Annotated in this window: 19 protein-coding genes and 1 pseudogene; 13 read left to right on the top strand and 7 right to left on the bottom strand. The window is 61.4% G+C overall.

Annotation, left to right across the window (positions count from 1 at the left end):
* Positions 1-64: 64 nt before the first annotated feature.
* The gene (locus tag BM348_RS15330) at positions 65-1,108 is read left to right on the top strand and encodes an alcohol dehydrogenase catalytic domain-containing protein (protein ID WP_217642028.1); all 1,044 of its coding nucleotides are present in this window, start codon (positions 65-67) and stop codon (positions 1,106-1,108) included.
* A gap of 27 nt (positions 1,109-1,135) precedes the next feature.
* Here BM348_RS15330 and BM348_RS15335 read toward each other — a convergent pair whose 3' ends face one another.
* Positions 1,136-2,503, bottom strand: a complete 1,368-nt coding sequence (locus BM348_RS15335; protein ID WP_092906425.1) for a uracil-xanthine permease family protein — start codon at positions 2,501-2,503, stop codon at positions 1,136-1,138.
* A 122-nt stretch (positions 2,504-2,625) separates the two neighbouring features.
* Between BM348_RS15335 and BM348_RS15340 the strand changes: the two genes are divergently transcribed.
* Positions 2,626-3,789 carry an MFS transporter gene (locus BM348_RS15340; RefSeq protein WP_092906081.1) on the top strand — a complete coding sequence of 388 codons (1,164 nt, stop codon included), beginning with the start codon at positions 2,626-2,628 and terminating at the stop codon, positions 3,787-3,789.
* 74 nt (positions 3,790-3,863) lie between these two features.
* Here the strand turns inward: BM348_RS15340 and BM348_RS15345 are convergent, their stop codons facing one another.
* Positions 3,864-5,750: a CocE/NonD family hydrolase gene (locus tag BM348_RS15345; protein WP_092906083.1), complete on the bottom strand. Its 1,887-nt coding sequence runs from the start codon at positions 5,748-5,750 to the stop codon at positions 3,864-3,866.
* Between the two features lie 438 nt (positions 5,751-6,188).
* Here BM348_RS15345 and BM348_RS15350 point away from each other — a divergent pair, with 438 nt between their 5' ends.
* The 6 genes from BM348_RS15350 (at position 6,189) to BM348_RS15375 (ending at position 12,414) form a co-directional block, all read left to right on the top strand.
* Positions 6,189-7,760, top strand: coding sequence for a uracil-xanthine permease family protein (locus BM348_RS15350; RefSeq protein WP_092906084.1), 1,572 nt, complete (start codon positions 6,189-6,191; stop codon positions 7,758-7,760).
* 82 nt (positions 7,761-7,842) lie between these two features.
* Positions 7,843-8,316: a hypothetical protein gene (locus tag BM348_RS15355; protein ID WP_092906086.1), complete on the top strand. Its 474-nt coding sequence runs from the start codon at positions 7,843-7,845 to the stop codon at positions 8,314-8,316.
* A gap of 44 nt (positions 8,317-8,360) precedes the next feature.
* Complete coding sequence (locus BM348_RS15360; protein WP_092906088.1) at positions 8,361-9,572, top strand: molybdopterin molybdotransferase MoeA; 1,212 nt, start codon at positions 8,361-8,363, stop codon at positions 9,570-9,572.
* Positions 9,573-9,705: 133 nt separating this feature from the next.
* Positions 9,706-10,911, top strand: coding sequence for a CaiB/BaiF CoA transferase family protein (locus BM348_RS15365; protein WP_092906090.1), 1,206 nt, complete (start codon positions 9,706-9,708; stop codon positions 10,909-10,911).
* A 4-nt stretch (positions 10,912-10,915) separates the two neighbouring features.
* Entirely contained in the window at positions 10,916-12,055 is a 1,140-nt protein-coding gene (locus BM348_RS15370) for a thiolase family protein (protein WP_092906092.1), read from the top strand.
* Entirely contained in the window at positions 12,052-12,414 is a 363-nt protein-coding gene (locus BM348_RS15375) for a Zn-ribbon domain-containing OB-fold protein (protein WP_092906094.1), read from the top strand. The genes BM348_RS15370 and BM348_RS15375 overlap by 4 nt, the downstream gene beginning before the upstream one ends.
* A gap of 378 nt (positions 12,415-12,792) precedes the next feature.
* Here BM348_RS15375 and BM348_RS15380 read toward each other — a convergent pair whose 3' ends face one another.
* The 3 genes and pseudogenes from BM348_RS15380 to BM348_RS15390 all read right to left on the bottom strand — a co-directional run bounded on the left by BM348_RS15380 (position 12,793) and on the right by BM348_RS15390 (position 15,445).
* The gene (locus BM348_RS15380; protein WP_394328106.1) at positions 12,793-13,089 is read right to left on the bottom strand and encodes a MarR family transcriptional regulator; all 297 of its coding nucleotides are present in this window, start codon (positions 13,087-13,089) and stop codon (positions 12,793-12,795) included.
* Between the two features lie 775 nt (positions 13,090-13,864).
* Positions 13,865-14,344: pseudogene (locus BM348_RS15385) on the bottom strand (fumarylacetoacetate hydrolase family protein); the annotation flags it as partial.
* A gap of 258 nt (positions 14,345-14,602) precedes the next feature.
* Positions 14,603-15,445: a universal stress protein gene (locus BM348_RS15390; protein WP_245779482.1), complete on the bottom strand. Its 843-nt coding sequence runs from the start codon at positions 15,443-15,445 to the stop codon at positions 14,603-14,605.
* Positions 15,446-16,241: 796 nt separating this feature from the next.
* On the opposite strand from BM348_RS15390, the gene BM348_RS15395 reads away from it, so the two are divergent.
* The gene (locus tag BM348_RS15395) at positions 16,242-16,526 is read left to right on the top strand and encodes a hypothetical protein (protein ID WP_092906098.1); all 285 of its coding nucleotides are present in this window, start codon (positions 16,242-16,244) and stop codon (positions 16,524-16,526) included.
* Between the two features lie 97 nt (positions 16,527-16,623).
* Here BM348_RS15395 and BM348_RS15400 read toward each other — a convergent pair whose 3' ends face one another.
* Positions 16,624-17,640 (bottom strand): lysylphosphatidylglycerol synthase transmembrane domain-containing protein, encoded by a 1,017-nt coding sequence (locus BM348_RS15400; protein ID WP_092906100.1) that lies wholly within the window; start codon positions 17,638-17,640, stop codon positions 16,624-16,626.
* A 210-nt stretch (positions 17,641-17,850) separates the two neighbouring features.
* On the bottom strand, positions 17,851-18,408 hold the full coding sequence (locus BM348_RS15405; RefSeq protein WP_092906429.1) for a class I SAM-dependent methyltransferase: 558 nt from the start codon (positions 18,406-18,408) through the stop codon (positions 17,851-17,853).
* Positions 18,409-20,286: 1,878 nt separating this feature from the next.
* Between BM348_RS15405 and BM348_RS15415 the strand changes: the two genes are divergently transcribed.
* The 4 genes from BM348_RS15415 to BM348_RS15430 all read left to right on the top strand — a co-directional run bounded on the left by BM348_RS15415 (position 20,287) and on the right by BM348_RS15430 (position 25,254).
* Positions 20,287-22,467, top strand: a complete 2,181-nt coding sequence (locus BM348_RS15415; protein WP_092906431.1) for a PQQ-dependent sugar dehydrogenase — start codon at positions 20,287-20,289, stop codon at positions 22,465-22,467.
* A gap of 382 nt (positions 22,468-22,849) precedes the next feature.
* Complete coding sequence (locus BM348_RS15420; RefSeq protein ID WP_175507207.1) at positions 22,850-23,410, top strand: YqaA family protein; 561 nt, start codon at positions 22,850-22,852, stop codon at positions 23,408-23,410.
* Positions 23,411-23,830: 420 nt separating this feature from the next.
* A complete protein-coding gene (locus BM348_RS15425) occupies positions 23,831-24,376 on the top strand; it encodes a DUF7344 domain-containing protein (RefSeq protein WP_139231199.1) in 546 nt (181 codons plus the stop codon).
* A 473-nt stretch (positions 24,377-24,849) separates the two neighbouring features.
* The gene (locus tag BM348_RS15430; RefSeq protein ID WP_245779483.1) at positions 24,850-25,254 is read left to right on the top strand and encodes a cupredoxin domain-containing protein; all 405 of its coding nucleotides are present in this window, start codon (positions 24,850-24,852) and stop codon (positions 25,252-25,254) included.
* The last annotated feature ends 276 nt before the right edge of the window (positions 25,255-25,530 follow it).

Here is a 25,530-nt window from a genome sequence, read left to right on the forward strand (position 1 = left end):
AGAATGAAGACGGACAGTCAGTCGTGGGATAGTGCTATTACCCCTGCGCACAATATCCGGCCGTATGAGCATGAAAGCCTGCGTTCTCGAGGAGTGGGGCGGCTCGCTCTCGGTCGAAACGGTGCCGGAACCAGAACCCGGGCCGGGCGAAGTGCGAATCGACGTTCGCGCCTGCGGCGTCACGAGAACGATCGAAAACGCGATTCAGGGCGGGCTCGCCGACGATCCCGCGCTCACCCCGCGGATTCCGGGCCACGAGTTCGCCGGTATCGTTGAAGCCGTCGGCGACGGCGTCGCCGGAGTGACGCCGGGGGATCGCGTCCTCGCGTACTTCTATCTCTCCTGTGGCGACTGTGAGGCGTGCCGGCGCGGCGAGACGAACCAGTGTCTGAACGTCGGGGGCTGGTACGGCGTGAACTGCGACGGCGCGTACGCCGAGAAGGCCATCGCACCGGCGACGAACGTCCTCCCGCTGCCCGACGGGGCGAGTTTCGCCGCGGGAGCCGTCGCCGCCGACGGCCTCGCGACGCCGCTCCACGTCTGTCGCCGGACCGGCATCGACGACACAGACACCGTCGTCGTCATCGGCGCCGCGGGACGGGTCGGCATCCACCTCTCGCAACTGGCCGCCCGGCGTGGCTCGCGGGTGCTCGCGGCGGACGTCGACGACGAACGCCTCGAGCACGTCGACCGCGTGACCGGCGGAACGGTGACCCCGATCGACGCCCGCGGCGACGGGTTCGCCGATCGGCTCCGCGCGGCCGCCCCGACCGACCGCGGCCCGACGGTCGTCGTCGACACCGTCGGCGATATCGAGACGCTCGAGGCGGCCTGGGACGCGCTGGGGATGGGCGGACAGGTCGTCACCCTGACGACCCACCACGATCGCTCGTTCGCGCCGCTTTTGAAGGAGTTCGTCGTGAAAGAGGGCGCGCTGCTCGGATCACGGTACGCGACGAAAGACGAGGTGGTCAGAGCCGGCGAACTGTTCGCCGCCGATCGGATCGACCCCATTATTTCCGAACGGATCGATCTCGAGGAGGTTCCCGCGGCCCACGAGCGAATCAGAAACGGCGAGAGCCACGGGATGATCGTGCTCGAGCCGTAGCCGAAATAGAAACCACTGCGCGTCCAGTTAGTCGGAACCCGCGGGGCGCGTCGATTCGCCGTCCAGCCCGCCGTCGCCCGGAAGAACCAGATTGAGCACGAGCGGCGTCACGCCGCCGACCAATAAGCCGGATCCGACCAGCACGCGTACGGACTCGGGTAGTTGCTCGAGCATCTCGGGCGTAATTTCGACGCCGACGCCGAGGACCACCGAGGCGGCAATGATCGTCAAGTTCCGGCGCTCGAGTTCCACGCGATCCGCGACGATTCGGAGGCCGATCGAGAAGATCATTCCGAACAGGACGACGGCGGCACCGCCGAGAACGGGGTCTGGCATCGCCGCGGCGACTGCGGCGACCTTCGGCACGAGTCCGAGGATCACGAGGAACACGCCACAGATCCCGACGACGAAGCGGCTGGCGACGCCGGTGAATCCGATGAGGCCGACGTTCTGTGAGAACGAGGTGTTGGGGAAGGCGTTGAACACGCCGGCGAGCATGCTCATGACCCCGTCCGCGACGATTCCACCGCTCGTTTCGTCGGTGGTGGCCCGCCGGTCGACCGTGCCGGTGGTCCCCTCGATGTCCCCGATCGTCTCGATCGAGGTGATGACGTAGGCGAACGCGGCGATGACGATGGCGCTCGGGTGGAACTCGACGCCGAACTGCAGCGGCGTCGGCGCTTCGATCCACGCCGCCTCGGCAACGCCAGAGAGGTCGAGCAGGCCGAGCGGGTAGGCGACGAGGTAGCCGACGACGACCGCGATCAGGATGCTCGAGATCGAGACGAACCCCTCGGTGTACTGGTTCAGACCGATCGCCAGAACGAACACGAGCCCGGCGAGCCCGAGGTTGGACAACGCGCCGAAGTCGGGTGATCCCACGCCGCCCGCGGAGTACTCCATGGCGACCGGGATCAGGGTGAGTCCGACGAGCATCACGACGATTCCCGTCACGAGCGGCGGGAATAACCGACGGAGGTCCTCGTAGAAGTACCCGATGACGATCTCGACCGGTGCGGCGACGATCACCGCCCCGAAGAGCGCGGCGACGCCGTAGGTGCTGCCGATGTTGATAAGCGGCGCGACGAAGATGGCGCTCGTTCCCATCACGATCGGAAGCCGCGCCCCGACCGGACCGATCGAGTAGACCTGGACGATCGTCGCGACTCCGGCGACCAGCAGCGCCATCTGGACGATGAACGTCGTTTCAGCGCCGTCGAGGCCGATCGCGCCGGCGATCACGAGCGGTAACGCGACCGTCGAGAGGAACATCGCCAGCAGGTGTTGCAATCCCAGCGGAATCGCCTCCGCGAGCGGCGGTTCGTCTTCGATACCGTACTCGATTAGCTGTTCGTCGGCGTCGGCCGACGATTGTTGGGTGTTACTGTCTACCATAAACATAGAGATAAAATTAGACGCGTATATAGTTTTCTTCGGACTATCCACACGTAGCGTCAGTTATTGGGCGATCACCGCCACCACAACGCATTTACTGTGGTAACGGATTGGACACGTCAATGGCAACTGCGACAGAGACGAGGGCCCGAAGCCGGTCGATTCCGTGGCGTGCCGTCGGCGCCGTCGGCGTCGGACTGTTCGGCCTCGGCCTCGCCGTCGGCTCGTACGGCGCGTACGTCACGCTGCTTATCGCGAGTGGCGTAGGGCCCGACGCGGCCGGCTTCGGAATGTCGCTGTTCCTGCTCGGACAACTCCTCGCCGTCGTTCCCGCGGATCGACTCACGCGAACGATGCGGGTCGAACGTGTCGGTGCCCTCGGTCTCGCGGGGGCCGGTATCGGCATCGCTATCGGAGCCAGCGTCACGCTCGAGACGACGTACCTCTCCCGTCTCTTGCTCGGGCTCGGACAGGGAACGGCGTTCGTCGCCGGCATGAAGTACGTCGGGCTACGGACCGCCGGGGCCGACACCGCGACGGCACAGGGGATGCTCGGCGCGCTGTTCACGCTCGGTCTCGCCGTCGCGCTCGCGGCGAGTCCACCTGCGGTCGACGCGCTCGGTCCGACCGCACCGGCGCTCGCCGCGGCCGCAAGCACGCTCCTCGGGGCCGCGTTGACCCTGCGATTGGCGCCGGTCACCGGAAACTCGATAACTCCCGTTCGGGCGTACATCGAGCCCTTCACGTCGGCCGACGGCCTCGCGCTCGGGCTTGGGAACATGGCGACGTTCGGCTTCCTGATGGTCGCCGCGACCTGGTACACCGATGTCCTCGCCGGCGTCGCCGTTCCGTCGGTCGTCATCCTCGTCGGTTTCGCGCTGGCGACGGTGCTGGGCCGTGGCCTCGGCGGGTGGCTGTCTCGAGGCCACGGCGAGCGGGCAACGGTGGCGGGATCGCTGCTCGGTCTCACGATCGTCCTCGGCGGGCTCGCGGCGTCGATCGCAGCAGATTCGGCGGTCGGAATCGCCGCCGGACTCGTCCTGACCGGCTTCGGCTTCGGGATTCCGTTCGGGCCGCTTTTCAGCCTCGCGTTCTCGGAACTGGCCGACGATCCGGGCGTGACGCTCTCGGGGATGTTACTCGTCGGAAACGCCGGAGCGCTCGCGTACCCGTGGCTCGTCGGCCGACTGCTCACCGCGACGGCGGGCTACGCAGCCGGCTTCGCGGCGATGGGGCTCTCGGTCGGTGCGATCTGGCTGCTCTGGGTTCGAACGATCGGGCACTGAGAGCGAATACTCGTGTGCCAACGGGAGTCCAATAGCACCGCGTTGCGGACAGAAACCGGAAGAAACTGGGGCGATTACCGCGGCTGGACGGGCAGTTCGATCTGGGTCGCGTACTCGCTGTCGTGGTGGACCGTGTTAGTCGCGACGTTGTACTCGCGGTCGCCGTAGAGCGGCCCGCCGGTGTTGTGGTTCACGTCGAAGCGCGGATAGTTAGACGAGGAGATGTCGAGTCGGATCCGGTGACCTTCTTCGAAGACGGTCGAGGTCGGGTACGGCTCCATCTCGAACGCGTAGACCTCGCCGGCCTCGAGGAAGTCCGGTTCGTCGCGGTAGCCGCGATACCGGCCGCGACAGATCGAGTCCGAGACGTTGACCGCGAAGCCGTTGGGGAAGTCCTCGCTCTCCGGATACTCGTCGATCAGCTTCGCCGTGAAGTCGGTGTCCGGCGCGTCGGTCGAGCCGTAGACGGTCACGCTGATCGGACCCGTCACTTCGACCGCCTCCTCGAGCGGCGGAGTGCGATAGACCAGCACGTCGCTTCGCTGCTCGAGCGGCCCGTAGGGTTCGTCGGCTCCGAGCGTGTCGGGTCGGGTCCGCTGGTCCATGCCGCCCCGGCCGGTGAGGTCCTGCAGTTTGCGCTGTGCGAGCGGGTACTCGAGGATGTTCTCCTCGCGTTGCTCATAGGTGATGTACGACGAGCAGTTGCCGCCGAGCGTCGGGACGGGGTCTTTGGGGTCGAACTCGTAGGTGGTCGAACTGTTCTCGACCGTCGGCTTCTCCGTCGAGAGCGTTCCGTCGCCGTGGACGTAATAGGTCTCGAACTCCGTGTCGGGTAGCGGCCACGCGGACCCCGAGCGCCACTCGCCGCCGTGGAAGAGGCGGTCGCCGGACCGGGAGCCGTCGCCGGTCCCCATCTCGAAGTACTGGACCGTCGGCTGGTCCGACCAGGTGTCTTCGCCCTTGAGGTAGTGATCGAAGAATCGCAGTCTGGTCTCCTGATAGTCCCGCAGCGCCGCCTCGCCGAACTCGAGTTCGCCAGAGTAGGACTTGTTCCAGGAGGGCAGCGGATAGCTATTCCAGCCGTGGGTCCAGGGCCCCATCAGCAGGTAGTGGTCGCTGTCCTTGCGCTCGGCCAGCGCCTCGAAGTTGTCGCAGGTCGCCTTCGTGTAGGAGTCGTACCACGCCCCCGAGTAGACGGTGGGCACGTCGGCCGACTCGTCGTAGAACGCCTCGAAGTTGAAGCCGGGTTCCTGCCAGAGCTCGTCGCTGGCGCTGCCCTGCGTCATGATGTCGAAGGCCCACTCCTCGTAGTCGGGGATATGTCGCAGCGGCGATTGCCCGCGCTGGATCGGGCCGTTCTCGAGCACCTCGCCGACGTCGACGTTGGCCAGACGCTGCTGGACATCCTCGTTCTCGAGCGCGCGTTTGGCGAAACCGCCGCCGAGGGTGAAGGCCCAGGCGAGCCAGCGCAGTTCGAACGCGCCGTTGTGTCGGAACGTCGCCTTGCGGCCGTTGGCCGCGCCCTGATTGACGAACATGGCCGCTAAGTGAGGGGGGTCCTGCGTCGCGAGCGCGCTCTGAACCCACGCGCCGTAGGAGGTGCCGAAAGTGCCGACCTGCCCGTCGCAGTAGGGTTGCTCGGCGAGCCACTCGACGGTGTCGTAGCCGTCCTCGGGTTCGTTCTTGAAGATGTAGTACTCGCCCTCGCTGTCGAAGCGGCCGCGACAGTCCTGTATCGCGACGACGTAGCCGCGTTCTGCGTACCACTCGCCGTGTCGCTCCATGCGGCCGCGTTTGCCGTAGGGCGTCCGATCGAGCAAAACCGGTTTCGGCTCGTCGATCGGGTCGCCCGTCTCCGGGTCTGCGGGGCGATAGACGTCCGTCGCGAGGTGTACCCCATCGCGCGTTTCGACCTGTACGTTCAACTCGGCGTGGACCGCGTACTCCGGATCGGATGCCATCACTCCCACAGAGACGGTCATCCTGTAAGAGTGTATCCCCATATGATCGGTTTCTGATACCGGCCCAGGCGGGTCGGTTTGCTATCTCGGGTCCGGGTTGGCCCGTCGAACGTATCCGTGATGGTGATCGATACCGGTAGCTCTGAGCCGCCGATGCCGGTAGTCTCGAGCCACCGATACCCACACCCGACGCGGTCACACTGTCGACTCACCGATGATCTGTCGCCATCGCCCGAGAAATCGAACAATCCGATAGATATTGATGCGTATCGTCTGTTCTTTTCGACCAATCGCGTTCGAAGTAGGTTGATTGAAACGACGCCGCTCCTCCCTGCCGGTAGATTTATATACGTACCGCGGGTTTTTGTCCCCATGTCTGTTCGAGTGTGTCATACTCTCGTACAGCACGCTCGGTGAAGAGCCGGGGACTGAGTTACAATGACGAAAAATACTGACAACTCAAACGGCATGGAGACGGACGGGGGTTCCGTCTCTCGAGAGGAAGCATCGTTCGTCGAATACGGCATCGAAGACAAACCGCCGCTTCTCGAGTCGATATTCCTTGGCGCACAGCACTATCTGACGATGGTCGGGGCGACGATCGCGATTCCGTTAGTGCTTGCTGGTCCGAGCGCGTTGGATATGCCTGGTCCTGAAACGGCACAGCTCGTGGGCACGTTCTTCGTCGTCTCCGGGATCGCTACGTTGTTGCAGACGACGGTCGGTAACAGATACCCGATCGTTCAGGGGGGGACGTTCGCCCTGTTGGCACCCGCGCTTGCAATCATCGCGACGTCCAGTGCCGGCTGGCAAGCGACGTTGCTCGAGTTACAGGGGGCAATCATCGCTGCAGCCACGGTACAGGTAGTTCTCGGATATATCGGGGCTCTCGGGTATCTCAAGCGGTACCTCTCGCCGGTCGTGATCGCGCCGGTGATCGTCCTCATCGGCCTCTCGTTGTTCAACACGGGAGACGTGACGACGACGAGTCAGAACTGGTGGCTGCTTGGGCTGGCGCTCTTCCTGATCATCCTGTTCTCGCAGTACCTAGATCAGTACAGCCGGTACGCGAAGCTGTTCCCGGTGTTGCTCGGTATCGCCGGTGCCTGGATCGTGGCTGCCGTCTTCTCCGCAACTGGAATATATGCGCCCAATACTGTCGGGTACGTTGATTTCAGTACCATAGCAAATGCCACCCTCATCCAGCCAATCACGCCGTTCCAGTGGGGGATGCCGCAGTTCACGGCGGCGTTCGCGGTCGGTATCTTCGCCGGCGTCATGGCATCGATGGTCGAAAGTCTCGGTGACTACTACGCCGTCGCCCGAATCGCCGGCGTCGGCGCGCCGAGCGAGAAACGCATCAACCACGGAATCGCCATGGAGGGGGTCGGAAACATCATCGCGGGTATCATGGGAACGGGCAACGGCTCGACCTCCTACGGTGAGAACATCGGCGCGATCGGGATCACCGGCGTCGCCTCGCGGTACGTCGTTCAGATCGGCGCGCTTGTCATGTTGGTCGTCGGATTCATCGGCTACTTCGGCCAGCTGGTCACGACGATTCCGGGTCCGATCGTCGGGGCGCTGTACATCGCCATGTTCGGACAGATCGCCGCGATCGGCCTCTCGAACCTGAAATACGTCGATCTGGACGCTTCACGAAACATCTTCATCATCGGTATCGCGCTGTTTCTCGGACTCGCGATCCCGACGTACATGGGTAACTTCGAAAGCGCAGCCCAGTTTCAGGAGATCGGCGCGAGCGCGGCCATCGTCGGTCCGCTGTTCAGCAACGACATTTTCGCCAACACGATTTTCGTCACCGGATCGACCACCATGGTCGTCGGCGGAACCATCGCGTTCATCCTCGACAACACGATCCGCGGGACGGCAGAAGAACGAGGCCTGAGCCAGTGGCAGGAACTCGCAGAAGACGACAGCGAGTTCGTCACCTTCTTCGAGCGGATCCGATCCGACGGCGAACCGAAACCCGTCGATCGAGCGGACTGACCGGCGGTAGGGAGCTGCGCTCGAGCGCGAATTTTTCCGTTCGAGGAAACCTTGATTAGGGTCGGTACCCCACTCTGGGTAGATGCCGAGTAGACAGGGCCTCGATCTCGAGCGCGGGGAACGACTCCACTATAGGGGCGGGCTTCGAAGCGCCGACGAGGTGGCCGTGACCGAAACGCGGCTGCTGGTCAAATCGGACGACGAACTGACGAGCGTTCCGTACACCAACGTCGAGTCGATCAACAACGAGTCCTTCGACTGGTTTCTCGCGATCATGAGCGCTGCACTGGTCGTTTTCGGGGCGTACTCGATGACGATGAACCCGCTCGTCGGAGCCGGATTCGTGGTCGCGGGCCTCTGGAGTATCCGCCGGAGTTACCGCCACCGGAATCGCGTTCGGATCCACACGCACAGCCAGCCCAAACCCGTCGAGATATTCCCGGAAGACGTCGAGGCGCTGTACGACGAACTCGAGCCAGCCATCGAGGCGGTTCGAGCGGAAGAAAGCGAGGACGGGGAAGACGAGACCGACTCCGAGGCGGCTCCCCAGTCGTAGCGGGGTCTCCAAACGCTTTTTCCGACGCCGGACGAGGGTGTACTATGAGCGACCCCGACGACCTTCTCTGGCGCTCCGAGGCCGCGAAACGCACGCTCGAGATCCGAGCCGAATTCCTCGAGTCCAGATCGAGCACGTCTCGTTCGATCGACGCTATCGCCGGCTCCCGTCTCGCCGAGCGGATCGACGCACCTGCTGACAAACCCGCAACCGACCGCGCGACGATGGACGGCTACGCGTTCGCGACGGCCGACGAGGGGCCGCTCGACGTGGTCTCGAACTCGAGCTATCCCGAGTCGGATCGGCCAGAGATTGTGCGAGGGGAGGCGATCGAAATCGCGACGGGCGCACCGCTTCCCGAGCGGGCGGATACGGTCGTCAAACGGGAAGACGTGGTCGTCGAGAACGGACGGATCGAGGCCCCGTCGCTCTCGGCGGGCACGTACGTCTACGAGCGCGGGTCGAACCTCGCGGCGGGCGACCGACTCTACGAGCGCGGGGACCGGCTCTCGGCGCTGGACGCCGTGTTGCTCCGCGATATCGGCTTCGAGACCGTCGAGGTACTCGAGCCGTTCTCCGTCGGGGTCCTCGCGACCGGCACCGAGATCCACGAGGGAAGCCACACCGATCTCGACTCGCCGATGCTGCAGAACCTCGTCCGCTCATGGGGTCACGATCCGGTCTACGAGGGATCGGTGCCCGACGAGGGAGACCGCGTCGCACGGCGGATCTCCGAACTCGCGCGCGAACACGACGTCGTCGTAACCACCGGCGGCACCAGCGTCGGCCCGAAGGACTACGTCGTCGACGCGCTCTCGAGTCTCGGGACGGTCGAATTTCATCGCGTCCGAATTCGCCCCGGCAAGCCCATCGCCGTCGCTCGGTTGCCCGACCATGACGCGCTGGCCGTCGCGATTCCGGGGAAACCGATCGGCGCGTACGTCAGCGCGACGCTCGTCGCCCGAGTGCTGTTCACCGGCGAGGAGGCCCTGCCGACGATAGAGCGGGAGTTCACTCACGACCTCGGACTCGGTCCCGAGGGATTCGAGTACGCGATTCCGGTCACCCTCGAGGGCGGGGCGGCAACACCGCTCGGGCACGTCGACTCCCCGCTCGAGGTCTACGAGGACACGTTCGACCCGAGCGTGCTCTCCTCGAGCACGCGGGCGGCGGCGGCCGACGGGTTCGTCTTGACGACGAGCGATATCGTGGCCGGCGAACGGGTATCGGTGGTTCGAACGCCCACGCTCGAGTAGCCGCGAGCGATCGTCGGCGACAGTCGAGTCGGTCGGGTCCCAAACGGTCACACGGGTAACCGAGATGGTGCCCTCGAGAGAGCACCTGATAGGAAGCTTTTTGCCCGGGCCGATCAGATTGTCATGATATCACATGACTGGCAGCGATCGCATTTTAGACGGCGTGAGAGTCCTCGATCTAACGACGTTCGTCACCGGCGGCTTCTGTTCGCTGATGCTGGCGAACCAGGGCGCGGAGGTCATCAAAGTCGAACGGCCGGAAGTGGGCGACGACAACCGCCACTCCGGTCCCCCGTTCGTCGACGGCGAGTCGCCGTACTTCTGGTCGGTCAACTACGGCAAGAAGAGCGTCGAACTCGACCTGAAAAGCGACGCGGGCCGGGAAGCGCTCTACGAACTCGCGAGCGAAGCGGACGTTTTCATCCAGAACTATCGACCGGGAACCGCCGAACGACTCGATGTCGACGAGGACGCGATCCGCGCGCACAACGACGACGTCATCTACTGTGCGATTTCGGCGTTCGGCCAGACCGGCCCCTGGCGCGAGCGTCCCGGCTACGACCTGCTGATTCAGGGGATGAGCGGCATCATGAGCGTCACCGGAGAAGCCGATGGCAAACCCGTGAAAGTCGGTCTCCCGATGACTGACCTCATCACCGCGATGTGGGCCGCGTTCGGGATTTCGAACGCGCTCTACCGCCGCCAGCGAACCGGCGAGGGTGAGTACATCGATCTCGGCATGCTCGACGCGGCGCTGCCGTGGCTGACGAAACAGGCCGGCAAGGTCTTCGCCGGCGAATCGCCCTCGCGGATGGGAACCAAAGATCCCGTCCTCGCGCCGTACCAGACCTTCGAGACGGCCGACGGCCACATCAACGTCGCCTGTCTCAACCAGAAGCTCTGGAAGGGGCTGTGTACGGCCCTCGAGCGCCCGGACCTCGTCGAGGACGAACGGTTCGAGACGAACGCCGACCGCGTCGAGCACATGGGCGAACTCGAGGCGGAACTCGAGGCGACGTTCCGCGAACTGACCACCGACGAGTGGATGGTCCTCCTCGTGGAGGAGGCCGGCATTCCCGCGGGGCCGGTTTTCGAGCCCGAGGACGCGCTCTACAACGAGCAGACCGACGCGCGCGATACCGTCACGTCCATCGAGGATCCTGACCGCGGCGAGATTCCCGTCGTCGAACACCCGCTCAAGTACGACCGCTCGAGCAGCGGGTTCGAGTCGCCGCCGCCGCAGTTGGGCGAACACAACCGCAGCGTCTTCGCGACGCTCGGCTACGACGAGGACGAACTGGACGAACTCGAAGCTCGCGGCGCGTTCGGCGGGGAGTGAGCCGATGGACGTCTTCATCAGCGGCGTCGGCATGGTTCCGTTCGAGAGCGAGAGCGGCTCAAGCACGCTCGACCTCGCCGAGCGGGTCGCCTGGAGCGCACTCGAGGACGCCGCCCTCGAACCCGCCGGCGTCGAGTCGGTCCACGTCGGAAACATGGCCGCCGAGGCGTTCGATCGGCGGACGGGGATCGAGAACGCCCTCTGCGGCGCGCTCGGAATCGACGGCGCGACGGCCGACCGGATCGAGAACACCAGCGCGAGCGGCGCGAGCGCACTCCTGCGCGGCGTCGATGCGATCCGGTCGGGGCGGTCGCGGACCGCGCTCGTCGTGGGCGTCGAGACGATGTCTGCGGTCGACCGGGAGGTCTCGACAGACGTCATCAGCAGCCTCGTCCACGACCGCGAGTACCAGCAGGGGATCACCCTGCCCTCGTTCGCCGGACTGGCGGCCGACGCCTACCTCGAGCGCTACGACGCCGATCGCGCAGGGCTCGCGGCGGTCGCAGTCAAGAACCACCGAAACGCTGCCGCGAACCCCTACGCGCAGTTCCGAAAGGAGATCACGATCGAGGAAGCCCTTGAGTCGCCGCCCGTCGCGGAGCCCCTTCGACTGTACGATTGCTGTCCGACGAGCGACGGGGCCGCCGCCGTCGTGCTCTCGGCCGAGGACGGCGACGTTCGGGTGTCCGGAATCGAGAGCGCGACCGGCACGCACGCCGTCGCGGAGCGGCCGGACCCCCTCGAGATCGAGAGCGTCTCTCGCGCCGGTTCCCGCGCTATGACGAGGGCCGGCGTCGCCCACGAGGACGTCGACGTCGCGTGTATCCACGACGCGTTCACGATCCTCGAGTTGCTCGAACTCGAGGAGCTCGGCTTCTACGACGCCGGTGAAGCCTGGAAGGCGACGATGGCCGGCGAAACGGATCGCGACGGCGTATTACCGGTCAATCCCGGCGGCGGGCTCAAGGCCCGCGGCCACCCCCTCGGCGCGACCGGTATTTCACAGGTGATCGAACTGGTCTGGCAACTCCGTGGCGACGCGCCCGGAGCGGATCGCCAGCTCGAGGGTCCCGAAACCGGGCTCGCGATCAACGTCGCTGGCTTCGGCAACAATTCGATCTGTACGATCGTGGAGCGCGCATGACCGAAACGAAATCCCCCCTCGCGGATGGCGAAAACATCGACCGAGCGTTCAAATGTACCGCGTGCTCGAACCACTGGTATTACACGCGGGCTCGCTGTGCCGAGTGCGGATCGACGTCGTTCGAGACGTATTCGCTCGGTACCGGGCGGGTGGTGGCGACGACGACCGTCCACGCCACGCCGCCGGGCGTCAGAGCGCCGAACCGGCTCGGACTGATCCAGTTCGACGACGATATCCGACTCGTCGCGCAGGTAGACGGCCCCGAGATTTCGGCCGGCGATTCGGTCGAGTTCGGCGACATCACCACGCTTCGATCCGGTGATTCACCCAGTGCCGGCCCGAGGGTCCGTCTCGAGTAGCAGGCGATCGTCGCGTCTCTCGCTCGTCGTTTGTTCCAATAGTGTCCGTACTGTCCAAGTGTCGTTCTGACGCTGATCTGACCTTCACTCATGAGGTGTGGGTGTGGTCAATCTACACCTCGAGCGATGAAACTGCTTTTGTTAGGTTTTCACCGAAAAAATAAATCCAGAACGTAATCAAACCAAGAGAATAAACTCGGATAACCGTGCCTGTCGGCGAAAAACGTAGATTGGGGTAATAAAGCTTTTCAGTTGGTTGTACGGGAACGTAGCGATCGGATCGGTGTCTCGTCGTTCGAAGACTGCGACAAAGAGAATTAGCTATGACTCGAGGTTAATTGTATCGAACACCCAAGACGGCTGTCGTTACTTTCGATATCACTGGCAGGCGTAGCCGTCCTCCGTGCGCTGTGCGAGATCTTGGTGTACGAGTGAGGTCAGAATCGGCAGTAGCGTCAGTTTCGGCAGGTCTAGCATCCGCTGGAGTTCAGTTGTCGTCGCCTCCTCTGTCACGAGGAGTGCCAGATAAACGAGTTTGGCCTTGGAGGATTCGAGCTCAGATACTCCTGTGAACGCCTGTTTGGGAACCGCTCTGTCGTGTGAAGCCGTAGACATCGTATCCAGCAAAATTGGCAACGGGTTGGTACATAAATCCACATTGACGTCCGTGTACACAATTCACGGTAGGTAGTACCAGGGAATATTCCTCGGTGCTATCCACGACAGTACCAACGGAGCGATGGATCGCAGAACCGCGCCGGTGTGAATAGGGCGACAACGGAAACGCCGCTCTGGTCTGGAACCGACACAGCAGTCATCGAGGATGCTGTCCCGCAGTGGCACGCTCCGTGATATCCTCGCTGTCTCTCAGTATCCCAGTGCTCGAATATCATTAGAACTATTTTTCCTAATACTTTCTACCTCGAGCTCTTTTTCTATCAATACTCGAGAAACAACCTCGTTCCGCGCTATCTTTCGAATAATAGTATAAAATAAAACTATTAGTCTTACTATCAGTGCAGGTTCTGGCTATAACTAAACAAAATAAAAACTGGGATGATTTGCGTTCGATGTCGCTGCATTCCCATATTTCTACTGACTCGCTGTTAGTCGATGCGTACTGCATACGACGGAATGTCCATCTGAACGGAGCGCACCGATTCGAATTAGAGCCCTGTCGAATCTCCTTCTTGGCCGATACTCCCAGAACGAGCCATCGGGAATGTACTTTTAATTTCAATCCGTTCACTCTTCTCGCTCCGAACGCTTCTACAGACCGAACCGCTTGAACCGTACTCGAGACCGTTCGCTTCCGCAGGGTTCGAGGTGACTCGAGTTCACTTTGACCGTGCTCGAACTCGAGTCCCGGTAACCGAATTCTACCCGCGAAAAAATCCGCGGCCGCCGTCTCTTCGCCTCAGTACGACGTGAACCGGTTTCGACTGGCGCCTCACTCCGAAACGACGCGGTTTCTGAGCGTCCCGATCCCCTCGATTTCGGCCTCACAGACCTGGCCCGGCTCGAGCAGATCCGCGGGTTCCCGGAAGATACCGACGCCGCCGGGCGTGCCCGTCGAGACGACGTCACCGGGCTCGAGCGTCATGTTCGCGCTGATAGACGCGATCAGTTCCGGCACGTCGAAGATGAATTGCTCGGTGTTCGAGGACTGTTTGGTCTCCCCGTCAACCCGCAGCGCGACGTCGACGGCGTTCGGATCGAACTCGGATCCAGTAACGAGCGTCGGTCCCATCGGCGAGAAGGTGTCGTAACTCTTGCCTCTGAAGAACTGGCCGTCAGAGAACTGCGCCGTTCGACCGCTCACGTCGTTGAGGACCGTGTAGCCGGCGACGTAGTCGTCGACCTCCGACTCCTCGAGGTGTTTGGCCCGTCGGCCCATCACGACGGCGAGTTCGACCTCGTAGTCGACCTCTCAGTCGGACCCACCCGCGTGGCTTTTGGGCAACCAGATACGGCTTTGGGCGGTTGAAGGATCCGACAGCTGTGTACGGGTGTTGACCGTTACTCGCGATCACGAGGACTCAACCGTTCCGAAATAGTACCAGAATTTTTCATTAACTGCAAACTACCGGGAGCAGTATTCCCGGATAGAAATGTAACGAAGTGTATGATAATTCGGTATTACCGCGGGGAAGAACACAACCGTTCCGTCTCGATCACAGGCATCCACTCAGGAGACAATCTCCGAGAGCTTCCGAACGGTCAGGACGGGAACCGGTGCCGTACGCAAGACTCGATCCGTCACGCTGCCGAGAAACGTCGGGTCGATGCCGCTTCGGCCATGCGTTCCCATGACGATCAGATCTATCGGCTCGGTTTCCGCGTACGTCGTGATTTCACGGTAAATCGTTCCCGTTGCGATCGCAGTCCGTACGTCGAGGTCGCCGTCCGCGACCCGCTCGGCCGCTTTCGCGAGCCCCGCTCGAGTGCGTTTCTCGAGCCGGTCTACGAGATCGTCCTCGTCCGACTCCATACCGTAGTTTTCGTCGGGGACGACCGACAGCAGATGGACTGTCGCGCCCGTTTCGGCAGCAATTTCGACACCTCGGTCGAGCGCCGCGGCTGCGTGCTCGCTGCCGTCGGTCGGGACGAGTACGTGCTCGTAGGGGTACCGCTTTCGAATGTCGTCGCTGGCGCGAACCACTAGTACGGGAACGGTCGCCGCGTGCACGACGGCCTCGGTCACGCGCCCCAGATCGACGCGTTTGACCGATTGGTGTCCGTGCGCTCCCATGACAATCAGCTCGATATCGTGGTCCGCTGCGTACTCGAGGATTCGATCTCGCGGAGTGCCGGACCGGACAACCGTACGCGCGGACCGTCCCCACTCGGCGACCTCTTCCCGTACGGCGTCCAGAATCCGGTCGGTCTCTCGAGACCGCGTGTCGCTCGAACGCTCGGCGCTCGAGTTCGAGTCGGTCTCTGGCTCGACGACCAGCACGTGAAGCGTCGTGTTAGTCGACGTGAGTCGAATCGCGAGTCTGAGAGCCGCGTTGGCGGGCCCGCCCCCCATCGGTCGGAACGAGTATCTGATCGGCCATACCGCGTAATTCGTGGTGCACGGATTTACAATTGTGCGCCCGCGGCGTTTGTTGGTGTCCCGCTCGAGTTGTCGGAGGCGTGGTCTGGAGCGATACGATACTTCGATGTTTCATATCTTACGCCCAGACTATTGTAAGGAAATCGTAACTGTCGCGGTCCGTTATCAGACGTTCGTCGGTGGGTAGAACACACGACTGTACAGACCGTTTTCCGACTGGTGTCTGTCATACTCTTTGCTCTGCTAGAAACTGCAGAACCTGTATACGAGCAAATTATATTGTATAAAAACTACAATATAGAAAAATACTATAAAACAAAATTTATGGAATTATAGGGGATTGAAGTAGTCGTAGGTAATCTAATTAACAAAAAACGCCCCAGATAAATGGTAAATAGCCGATATATGTCCTTCTATCTGTATTTTTAACCCTCCTTATCTTGAGTCACATTCTATCGTCCGATATTCGACGATATACCGGTCTAAAGTTCCTCTTATCTATGATGGCCTGAGAACTCCCCAAACAATATTGTATAGATAGTACACAATAGATGTAGGTGTTATATGATAGAATTCCTGCCATTGCTATCCTATAGGGGTACTTAGATTAGTATATGTTGTTCGTTACTCTTCGAGCACCCCTGTTGCTAACCCCCATCGAAAACCGGTACTCGTCGCTCTCGCTTCTCAAGCCGCCGCAGTGGTCGAGAATCGAGTTCCGGGAGGGTAGGCACGTATCTTTTTCGGCACGCACTCCGGATAGTCCAGTATGAACGATTTGTCCGATGAGGAGGTCCTCGTCTGGCTCGTCGAACGAACGTATTCCGACGACGAACAGAACCTGATCATCCTCGCGTACGCGACGCCGGACGGTAAACGGTATTACCGAAAGGAACGCGCGCTGACGTCGTTCACCGACGTCCGCGATACGACCGCAGCGGTGCGCGCCGACCCTGCGAACCTCGGTTCGGTCGACGACTCGAGCGTCCGAGAGCAGTACGCTGCTGAGGCCAGTCGAATGCGAGAGAGCCACGATCCAGACGATCTAATTTGACCGGCCGCCACGGGAAACGACTCGAGGGCTGCCCTCGTTCGTCTTTCGACGCCAACGGGGGCGAGTACCGGCGGCTGGAGGACGGGCCGACGAGCGTTCAACCGGCGCTCTCTCGGAGCCGCCAGCCCCGCAGATACGAGACGCAGATCCCCCCTGCGATCGCACTGAACGGGAGGGTGAGCGTCCGGACGAGAAGGACCGCCGCCGTCGCGACCGCACCCGGGACGCCGGTGACGACCACAAGCGCCCCGCCGAGCAACAGATCGTACGCGCCGAGGCTCCCCGGAATCGGCACGACGCTCGCGATCTGTGGCAGCGGGATGATGACGAGTATCGGGAGGAACACGCTGTCTGCACCCAACCCGACGAACGCGACCCAGAGCGCGGACGCGGTCAATAACTGTTCTACAACCGCGCCGACCCCGATGAGTGCGAGCAATCCGGGTCGCTCTCGAAACCCGACGATCCGGTGCCAGTATCGTTCGACTCCGGTCGCGACGAACTCGCGACCGTAGGGCTGGTCCCGATAGAGTCCGGACACTCGAGCGACGAGCGGCGTGAGGACGACGACGAGCCCCTTCGAGAGCGACGCTCGAGACCAGAGGATGACGCCCCCGAAGACCACCAGCCCGACGATCGAACCGCCGAGCGTGAGCAGGATCGGCGTCGCGTTCGGCACGTCGACGAGCAAGAACAGTCCGAGCACCGCGGAGAGGAGCACCTGCGTTGCGGATTTGATGTATTTGGCCGTCGATCGAACGCCGAGCGCCTCGGCGTAGCCCGTCTCCGTTTCGACGCTGAAAAACCGCGCCATGATCGGCTCCGAACTCACCGGCCCCGCCGGACTGAGCGTATCGAAGAAGTCGCCGGCGAGCGCGAACTGGACGCTCTTGGGCCAGGAAATCCCGTCGCCGAGTGGTTCGATCGACGCCCAGACGCCGATGCCGTCGGCGACCCCCTCGAGCATGACGAGCAGAGCGACGAGGCCGAGCGTCAACGGCCCGATAGTGGTCATCCGGGCGAGAACCGTCTCCGCCCCCACGGAGTAGAGATAGCCCGCCAGGATAGCACCGCCGGCGCAGACTCCCAGGAGAAATCGAACCGAGCGCCGCACGGGGTTAGTCCTCCTCGAGCGGCCGATCCGATGATCCGGATTCGGCGCGGTGGATACCGCTCGCCACTGCGCGTATTCGCTGTCCAGCGGCCCGTCGCTCGATCGTCCCCTGCATTACAACCACGAACGAACGGGCGTTAGCAGGGAGTGGAGGTTAACTTTTTGTTCTCAGCGAACCGCGTCCCGATTTCGTCGGTCCCGCCGCGCTCGTCACTCGAGTCTCGCGATCAGGAGGAACGTCTCCGGACGAACGGCTTCGTGCTCGACGTCGAAGCCGGCCGTCCGAAGGGCAGCGGCCGCTTCGTCGGCGCTGTATCGCTCCTCGAGAGGCGGGCCGTCCGCCCCGGTTCCCGTCGCCGTCCAGTCGACGACGAGTCGGCCGCCGGACCGGAGGACCCGTCGAATCTCGGCGAGCGCCTCGTCGCTCGCGAACTCGTGGTACGTCATCGTCGAGAACGCGGCATCGACCGCGCCGTCCTCGAGGGGCAGGTCGCTCACGTTGCTGGTCACGAGGTCGACGGTTTCGGGGACGCCTTTCTCCCGGTAGTACTCGTGCATCTCCGCTTGCACGTCGACCGCGTAGACGTGATCGGCGTGCGGCGCCACGTCGTCCGTGAAGAACCCGGTTCCGCTGCCGAGGTCGGCAACGGTGTCGTCCGGCGAGAGCGAGAGCGCCCACAGCAGTTCTTCGGCCGAGAGGAATCGGTATCGTCGGCCGGCCGTTTCGAGCGTCTCCGCGCGTTCGACGTCGAACGTGTGATAGCCCACGGTCAGCACCCCTCGAGACGTCCACTGTCGCCGTCGCTGTTTGTCGTGATCGTTCGCCTCACCGTTGTAGACGAAGATGTCTCGAGGCGAAATAGCGGCTGGCCGTTCGAACCGGACTGGCGACAATAGTGTGAAAGCGGCATATGTGCGGTACCATGTCCGCTCGAAAATCACTTCCGGCTACCGCCGCCCACTCGAGACCGTCGTTTCTCTCACGGGCAATCCGCTGATTCGTGTATCAGGAATCGAACGCAAGTACGCTCCCTTTCATCGGTATTTCGTCCTCCGGCTAGATGCGCTTTCTCGAATAGAGGAGCATGAAGATAGAACGATTACTGTCCTATGACAAATTCTGGGGATACGGCGAGGAAAATTAGCAAACTAGACAAGACAAAAATGCCTGTTATACGGAGTATACCGGCTGTTCGACGCTGATCCGTTGGAAGAGATTCGGCGATACCGGACAGAGCAGTCCCTGCTATCATGAAAAACAGCCACCGTCCCGAGGAAGATCCACCGACGATCTTCGAGTATACCAGGAGGCCCGAAAAAACGAGTGTACTACCAAACATTAGTGCTGCATGGTGGCGGCCAGATGGCTCAGTGAATAAGGATTCTTTGACATTGGAGAGCATGAAATGACATCTTATCTCGAGGTACAAATAGCGTTGGTAGAATCGCTGTCATAGCGTCGACGATCACCGGAAAACGGTGTCGACGTGAATTCGCCGCCACGAACGACCTGTTGGCAGATTCTGGTCGCAGCCCGAGGACGTCTCTCCCACCGGACCGGTGCAATCTGGTGGTGGGCGAGAGCTGGATATCAGTACGCGAGCCGCTGTCCACTGCCTCGAGGCTGGGAGCCGAAAATCCGTGAATCACCGCTTTCTGCGGGCATTCCCACTTAGTGGGGATCGGCGGTACCGTCTATACGAATTCGGCGTCTCGGTGTAAGTACCCGTGGGCGACGATGCCCTCCATCACCCCAACCCATCCCCAGTCAGCCTTCATCTCCACCCCCTCGTCCAACAGGCATCCCCCGGAATCCCACGGGCTTTTTACACTTCGAACGCTGCAGGCATTGAGTGCCCACTCCGAACGCCTTCTCGCGAGACGCGTCTGCAGTCACAGCTTGAGTATCAGTGAAACATCGTACACGACGAGTGTGAGCGGAATCGCGTACAAGAGGACGATGGCGAGAAAGCCACTCGCCATGATTACCGGATTGCTGCCTCCTATGCCCGTCTGGAGGAAGACGAGTACGACGAACCAGAGCACGACCAGTCCCGTGATCGATGGTTTTCCATTACTCGAGCAGAAATACGTGTCAGATTATACGAAAACGTTTCGATCGACTGGGGGGTCAGCGTTGGGTTCTAGCGTCTCAATGCAAAACGGGCGACCTCGAGTTGACTGAGGTCGGCGGCATGCCGGTTCCGACGCACGAAGCGTACAGAGTCCTGCTCAGAACCGACGCTCGCGTTCCCGGTTTCGTCCAGTCTCTCAAGCAACGAGAGATTTGCGGATTCGCGCCGCGGTCGACCAGTCTCGTTTACCCGATGACAAATATTTGAACTTCAGTCGGTTCGCCATTGGTTCTACCCTCGGATTCAGGAGTATCGGTTCTATTGCCAGCTGCAAGCGATGTTACTGTGACCCCTCCGACCACCAGAGGCAGTTGAGTCTATCTCCCGGCGTGTCCCAGTATTCGATCTGCGACTCGAGCAAATCGGTATTGACTCCGGTAAATCAGTGTTACTATTTCCCACGACAGCGGCCGAGAGACATTCATGATCGGCAACAGCCGATTGAGACCGGGAATTGGAGGGAACAGCCGTCGTCGTTATGCGACCGGTCGACGACGCATCTCGCGGAGACATGAGCAAACACAGTGACGATCGAGCTGCGTCCGATCCCGAACCGGTGGTACCGAACGATCGATGGCCGATCACGCGACGGCGGATCCTACAGGCGAGCGCGGTCGCGGGTGGTCTCGTCGCCCTCGGCGATACCGGTCTCGCACAGGAGACCCAGACGATCGAACTCGGCGGCGAGGTCAGCGGCTGGCAGGGGGTCGCTCCGTCCGAAATCGAGGGCGAAACCAATCCGACGCTCGAGCTCGAGGCGGGCACGACCTACGAGGTAATCTGGGAAAACCTCGACGGATTACCACACAACTTCGTCATCGTCGACGACGAGGGCACCGAACTCGAGCGAACTGACCTCCTGAGCGAGCAGGGGGCCACCCAGACCCTCGAGTTCGAAGCCTCGAGCGAGATGGCCGAATACTACTGTGAGCCCCACTCGGCGACGATGCGCGGGGAGATTTCGGTCGGCGATGAAGCCGAGGACACCGAAGAAGAGACGGCGGGTGGCGAGGCGACGCCGTTCTTCGAACCCGGCGTCGAAATCGGCCTGCAGACCGTCGCCGACGGGATGACCGCACCGACCGACTTCGACGCCCCCTCGGACGGCGACGAGCGCTATTACATCGCGGATCAACCCGGCCAGATCTGGCTCGTCGAGGGCGGTGAGCGCCAGAGCGAGCCGTTTCTCGATATCAGCGACCGACTCGTCGAACTCGGAACGTTCGCGGGCGAGTACGCCGATCCGAATCAGGCCTACGACGAACGCGGACTGCTCGGCATCGAGTTCCACCCCTCGTTCGCCGAGAACGGGCGCTTTTTCGTCCACTACAGCGCGCCGCCGAACGACGAGACGCCGGAGGGCTGGAGCCACGTCGAAGTCGTCTCCGAGTTCCGGGCCGATCCACCAGACTCGAGTCAGGCAGACCCCGACTCCGAGCGCGTTCTGATGGAGTTCCAGAAGCCACAGTACAACCACGACGCCGGGCCGATGGCGTTTGGTCCGGACGGGTACCTCTACGTCCCGATGGGTGACGGCGGCGGCGCGAACGACGACATGGAAGGGCACGTCGAGGACTGGTACGACGAGAACGCCGGCGGAAACGGCCAGGATGTCAGCGAAAACTTACTCGGCGGGGTTCACCGGATCGACGTCGACTGGGTGTGCGAGGACAGACCGTACGCCATCCCGGAGGACAACCCGCTGGTCGACGTCGAAGATGCCCTCCCCGAGTACTACGCCTGGGGACTCCGAAACCCCTTCGGCATCTCCTTCGACAGCGAGGGCCGACTGTTCGTCTCCGACGCGGGCCAGAACCTCTACGAGGAAGCGAACATCGTGGAAGCGGGGGGCAACTACGGCTGGAACGTCAAGGAGGGAACCCACTGCTTTAGCACCGAGAGCCCGAGCGACCCACCCGAGGACTGTCCGGATACGGCCCCCGACGAACCGCCGTACAACGGTCAGGAGCTACAGGACCCGATCGTCGAATATCCGCACGTCTATCAGGGACAGTCGGTCGGCATCACCATTATCGGCGGCCACGTCTACGAGAGCGATCTGATTCCGGATCTGGACGGCCAGTACGTCTTCGGCGACTGGACCTCGGACCCCGCCCGAGAGGAGCCCGCAGGGCGTATTCTTGCTGCCGCCGAACCCGGATCGGAAACCGCAGCAGGCGACGAGGCGACGACTGACACGGCTAACGGAGCGTCGGACAATGCGACCAACGAGGAACCAAATAACACGACTAGCGACGAGACGGCTGACGGGACTGAAGACGGCGGCGAGCAGACGAACGAGGTCGTCCCTCGAGACGAACTCTGGGAGATGACGGAGTTGCAGATCGCCGGTACCGAGGGCGGCTCGTTCCCCTATTTCGTCCGGCAGTTCGGCCAGGACGACGAGGGCAACGTGTTCGTCCTCGCCAATCGGGAGGGCGTCCCGGAGGGCGATACGGGCGTCGTGATGGAGTTCGTCCCGCCGGAAGAGGGCGAGGAACTCTCGATCCCGGACGCGAGCGAGGACGACCAAACCGGTACCGACGAGCAAGAACCGACGAACGAGTCAACGACGAACGAATCGGAGACGAACGAGACGCTCGACGACGCCCAGGATGACATCATCGAGGGCAACGAAAGCGACGGGAACGCTTCGACGAACGATTCGGCGCTCGAGAACTCGAGCGAATAACGATCCAGCGAACGGTTTCAGCGGTCCGACCCTCTTTTCTGGTGCTGTCTGTTCCACTCCGTACGCGACGTACCTACCCGGGAAACGGGACCGAAACGAACACCTGGAGATCGATCGAGAGCCGAACTCGCTTGACCGATGTCGAGAGACTGATTCGAACGACCTGCCGTCCGCATCGGGTGTATGGCCCACTTCTGCAAGAGTCGCGCTCGGATATTGTGTACACGAACTGACGACGAAACAGCAAAACACAAGATTCCTATGAGTGACCGGTGTTTGTTCGGACGTCGAACGACGCCACCCGAGCCAGCGATCAGGAAGGCACAACTTCAGGCCCCCGTGGGCCGTCGGGACACGACGAGATCCACACGCACGAAACCACATGCTAACGACAGTATCAGTACTCGCGTTCGAGGCCCCGATCGCCGCCGTGTTCGGCGGATTCGAATCGCTCGTTAAATCGGCGACAGGATGGTTCGGGATGGTGATTATCTTCGTCTACTCGTTTTTGATCGCGTTCGCGCTTCCGGGTCCGAGCGAGGTCGTTCTGGCCGCGCCGCTGGATCTCGGACTCCCCACGTGGGCTCACTTCTCGAGTATCATGCTCGTGAGTGCGACGGGCAAGGCCGTCGGCAGCGTCCTCGCCTTTCACATCGGACAGGAAGTCGTCAGTTCGGGGCCGATCACTCGATGGTTGCGAAACTCCCGGTGGGATGTCCTCGAGTGGTCGGAGAATCGCTCCGTGCAACTCGCACAGAAATACGGATACGCCGGCCTCGCGATGGCTCTCTCGGTCCCGTTTTTCCCCGATACGATTTCGATATACGCGTTTGCCGTCTTAGAGCGCAATTACACGAGATTCGCCATCGCAACTTTCCTCGGAAGCTTGGGCCGGCTGGTAGTGACGATCGGGTTTTTTGGCGTAGTGGCAGCGTTACTGTAGTTTCCCTTCCCCGCTTGTGACCGCCTCGATCTCTTGAGACGGGTGTTACAATTTCGACTGGAACTACTTCTACAGTCGGAGCAGGTTGAGTTCCCTCGGGATCGTCCGAAAGACGAAGTCTTTCGGGATCAAGCGAACCCTTTGGGTTCGCGGACCTCGCGGGATCTCCGATCCCGCTTAGTGACGAGACGCCTTTGGCGTCTCGAACCACTTGGCCCTGAGGTTTACAGATAAGCAAGGCGAGTGACTCGGAGCTTGCATCCGGAGACGATCAAAATAACATATAAAAATACACTAGTACTGTAGTCTTCGAATCGTACTCTGTTGGCTATTACCTACAAATATGGCTAAAAGAGGCCTAGAATGACCCAAACACATATATTCAATAAATACAGGTGATATATTTGGGGGCGACATTGAATGGAAAACACACCACTTTTCGAGGAAAGCACCATCATAGAGATGCTTGCAAATTCACGCCGACGGATATTTTTAGAAGCACTCGCATCCTATGACGATCCGGTTCCACTGAATCAGCTAGTAACTGATATAATGCGCCTCGAGGATGAGGAGTGGGACGATTCGAGTAAATACCGCAACAGCGTTCGTGTCTCACTTCGACAGAACCACCTCGAAGTCCTCGAAGCGAACGGACTTATTACGTACGATACGGCGGCAGATCGGATAATCCACGGCGAGGAGTTTCACCGGGTGGAAACCGTTTTACGTTCCCTCGAGGGAGCGACATCGATGGATCGATCTTCGACGGATCGATCTGATTCCTCACATGAGTTCGTTTATTCCGAAAGGACCGATTCAGAGAGCCAGAGTACCACGGACGAGCCTGCGCTTTCGGAGGGGTCCCCTCAGAGTGACGGCCTTCGTTTTTCGAACCGATTGCTGCTGATTCTTTGTTGTGCTCTTACAGCGACAATTGTTGTATTACTGTTATATATACTAATATAACTGGTGTTTTTAATATTCGACCCCTGCCACTATCTATAGCAGGCCACACGCCCATCAGCGGCGGGTTCGCCCGCGTGCTTTCCTAAAGCTGGTTTGACGAAGTCACGGAGATTGACTTTAATTTCCTCGGATTCACCCTTCTAACACGATGATCTCAACTGATTCGCCGCTATTCACGAGGGTAGTTTCTACACGCTGAAGCAGAGACCGACGACTAGATCAGACCGTTCAGCTTCGCATGAAACCAGCTCAGACGAAATACAGGAGAAAACCCACGGCTTTACAGTAGTTCCTTCGAATCAGCATCTACTGTTTGGCGGTGGGTCGCTCAATGGACGACGAGTCGTCTGAAGGGTTTTGATACCCATGCACTAGACGGGTTCCTACGTATCCGCATAGGATGCCAACCGCCACCAATGGTACACAACAACCGCGTATCCCGACGGCGACTGCTTACGGTAACAGGTGCTGCGATGTCCACCGCGTTGGTCGCGGGCTGCGGTGGTGGCGGCGGCAACGGTGGTAACGGCGGTAACGGGGGCGGTGGCGTCGAAATAGAACCCGGCACGCAGATCGAGTTCGATGGACAGACCGCCGCGTGGCTCGGTATCGCACCTGACTCGATAGCGGACATGGAGAATCCAACACTCATCCTTCAGGAGGGAGAGTCATACGAAATCGGCTGGACGACCGGTGACGGCGCCGAGCACAACATCGAAATCCGGAACGAAAACGACGAAGTAGTCGGCGATCTTGCGACGGAAGTCGTCACCGAACCCGAAGATCAGTGGCTCGAGTTCGACGCCAGTAGCGAGATGGCCACGTACATCTGTGAGGTCCATCCGACATCGATGGTTGGCGACATACAGGTCGAGTGATGGCGAGATCGCCACACGGCTTCGCGACGCTTCGGGAGAGAGTTCGGCGAGGCGTAGTTTCGCGAGCGCGGCCGACCGGATCAGTCGGTCGTGTGTATTCATAGCCGGGGACCGGCAGTCGTTCGTTGCGGCGGGGAGACGATCGTCGTCCCCGGCCGATCGAGCGGCTATCCCCAGATTGACGCGTTCCCCACGCAGTAGAACAACCCCACCCAGCCGAGAAAGAGTCCCGCAATTACGAGCAGAAAATTGTCGAAACAGGTTCCGACGATAGCA

The sequence above is a fragment of the Halostagnicola kamekurae genome (assembly GCF_900116205.1).
Classification (GTDB): domain Archaea; phylum Halobacteriota; class Halobacteria; order Halobacteriales; family Natrialbaceae; genus Halostagnicola; species Halostagnicola kamekurae.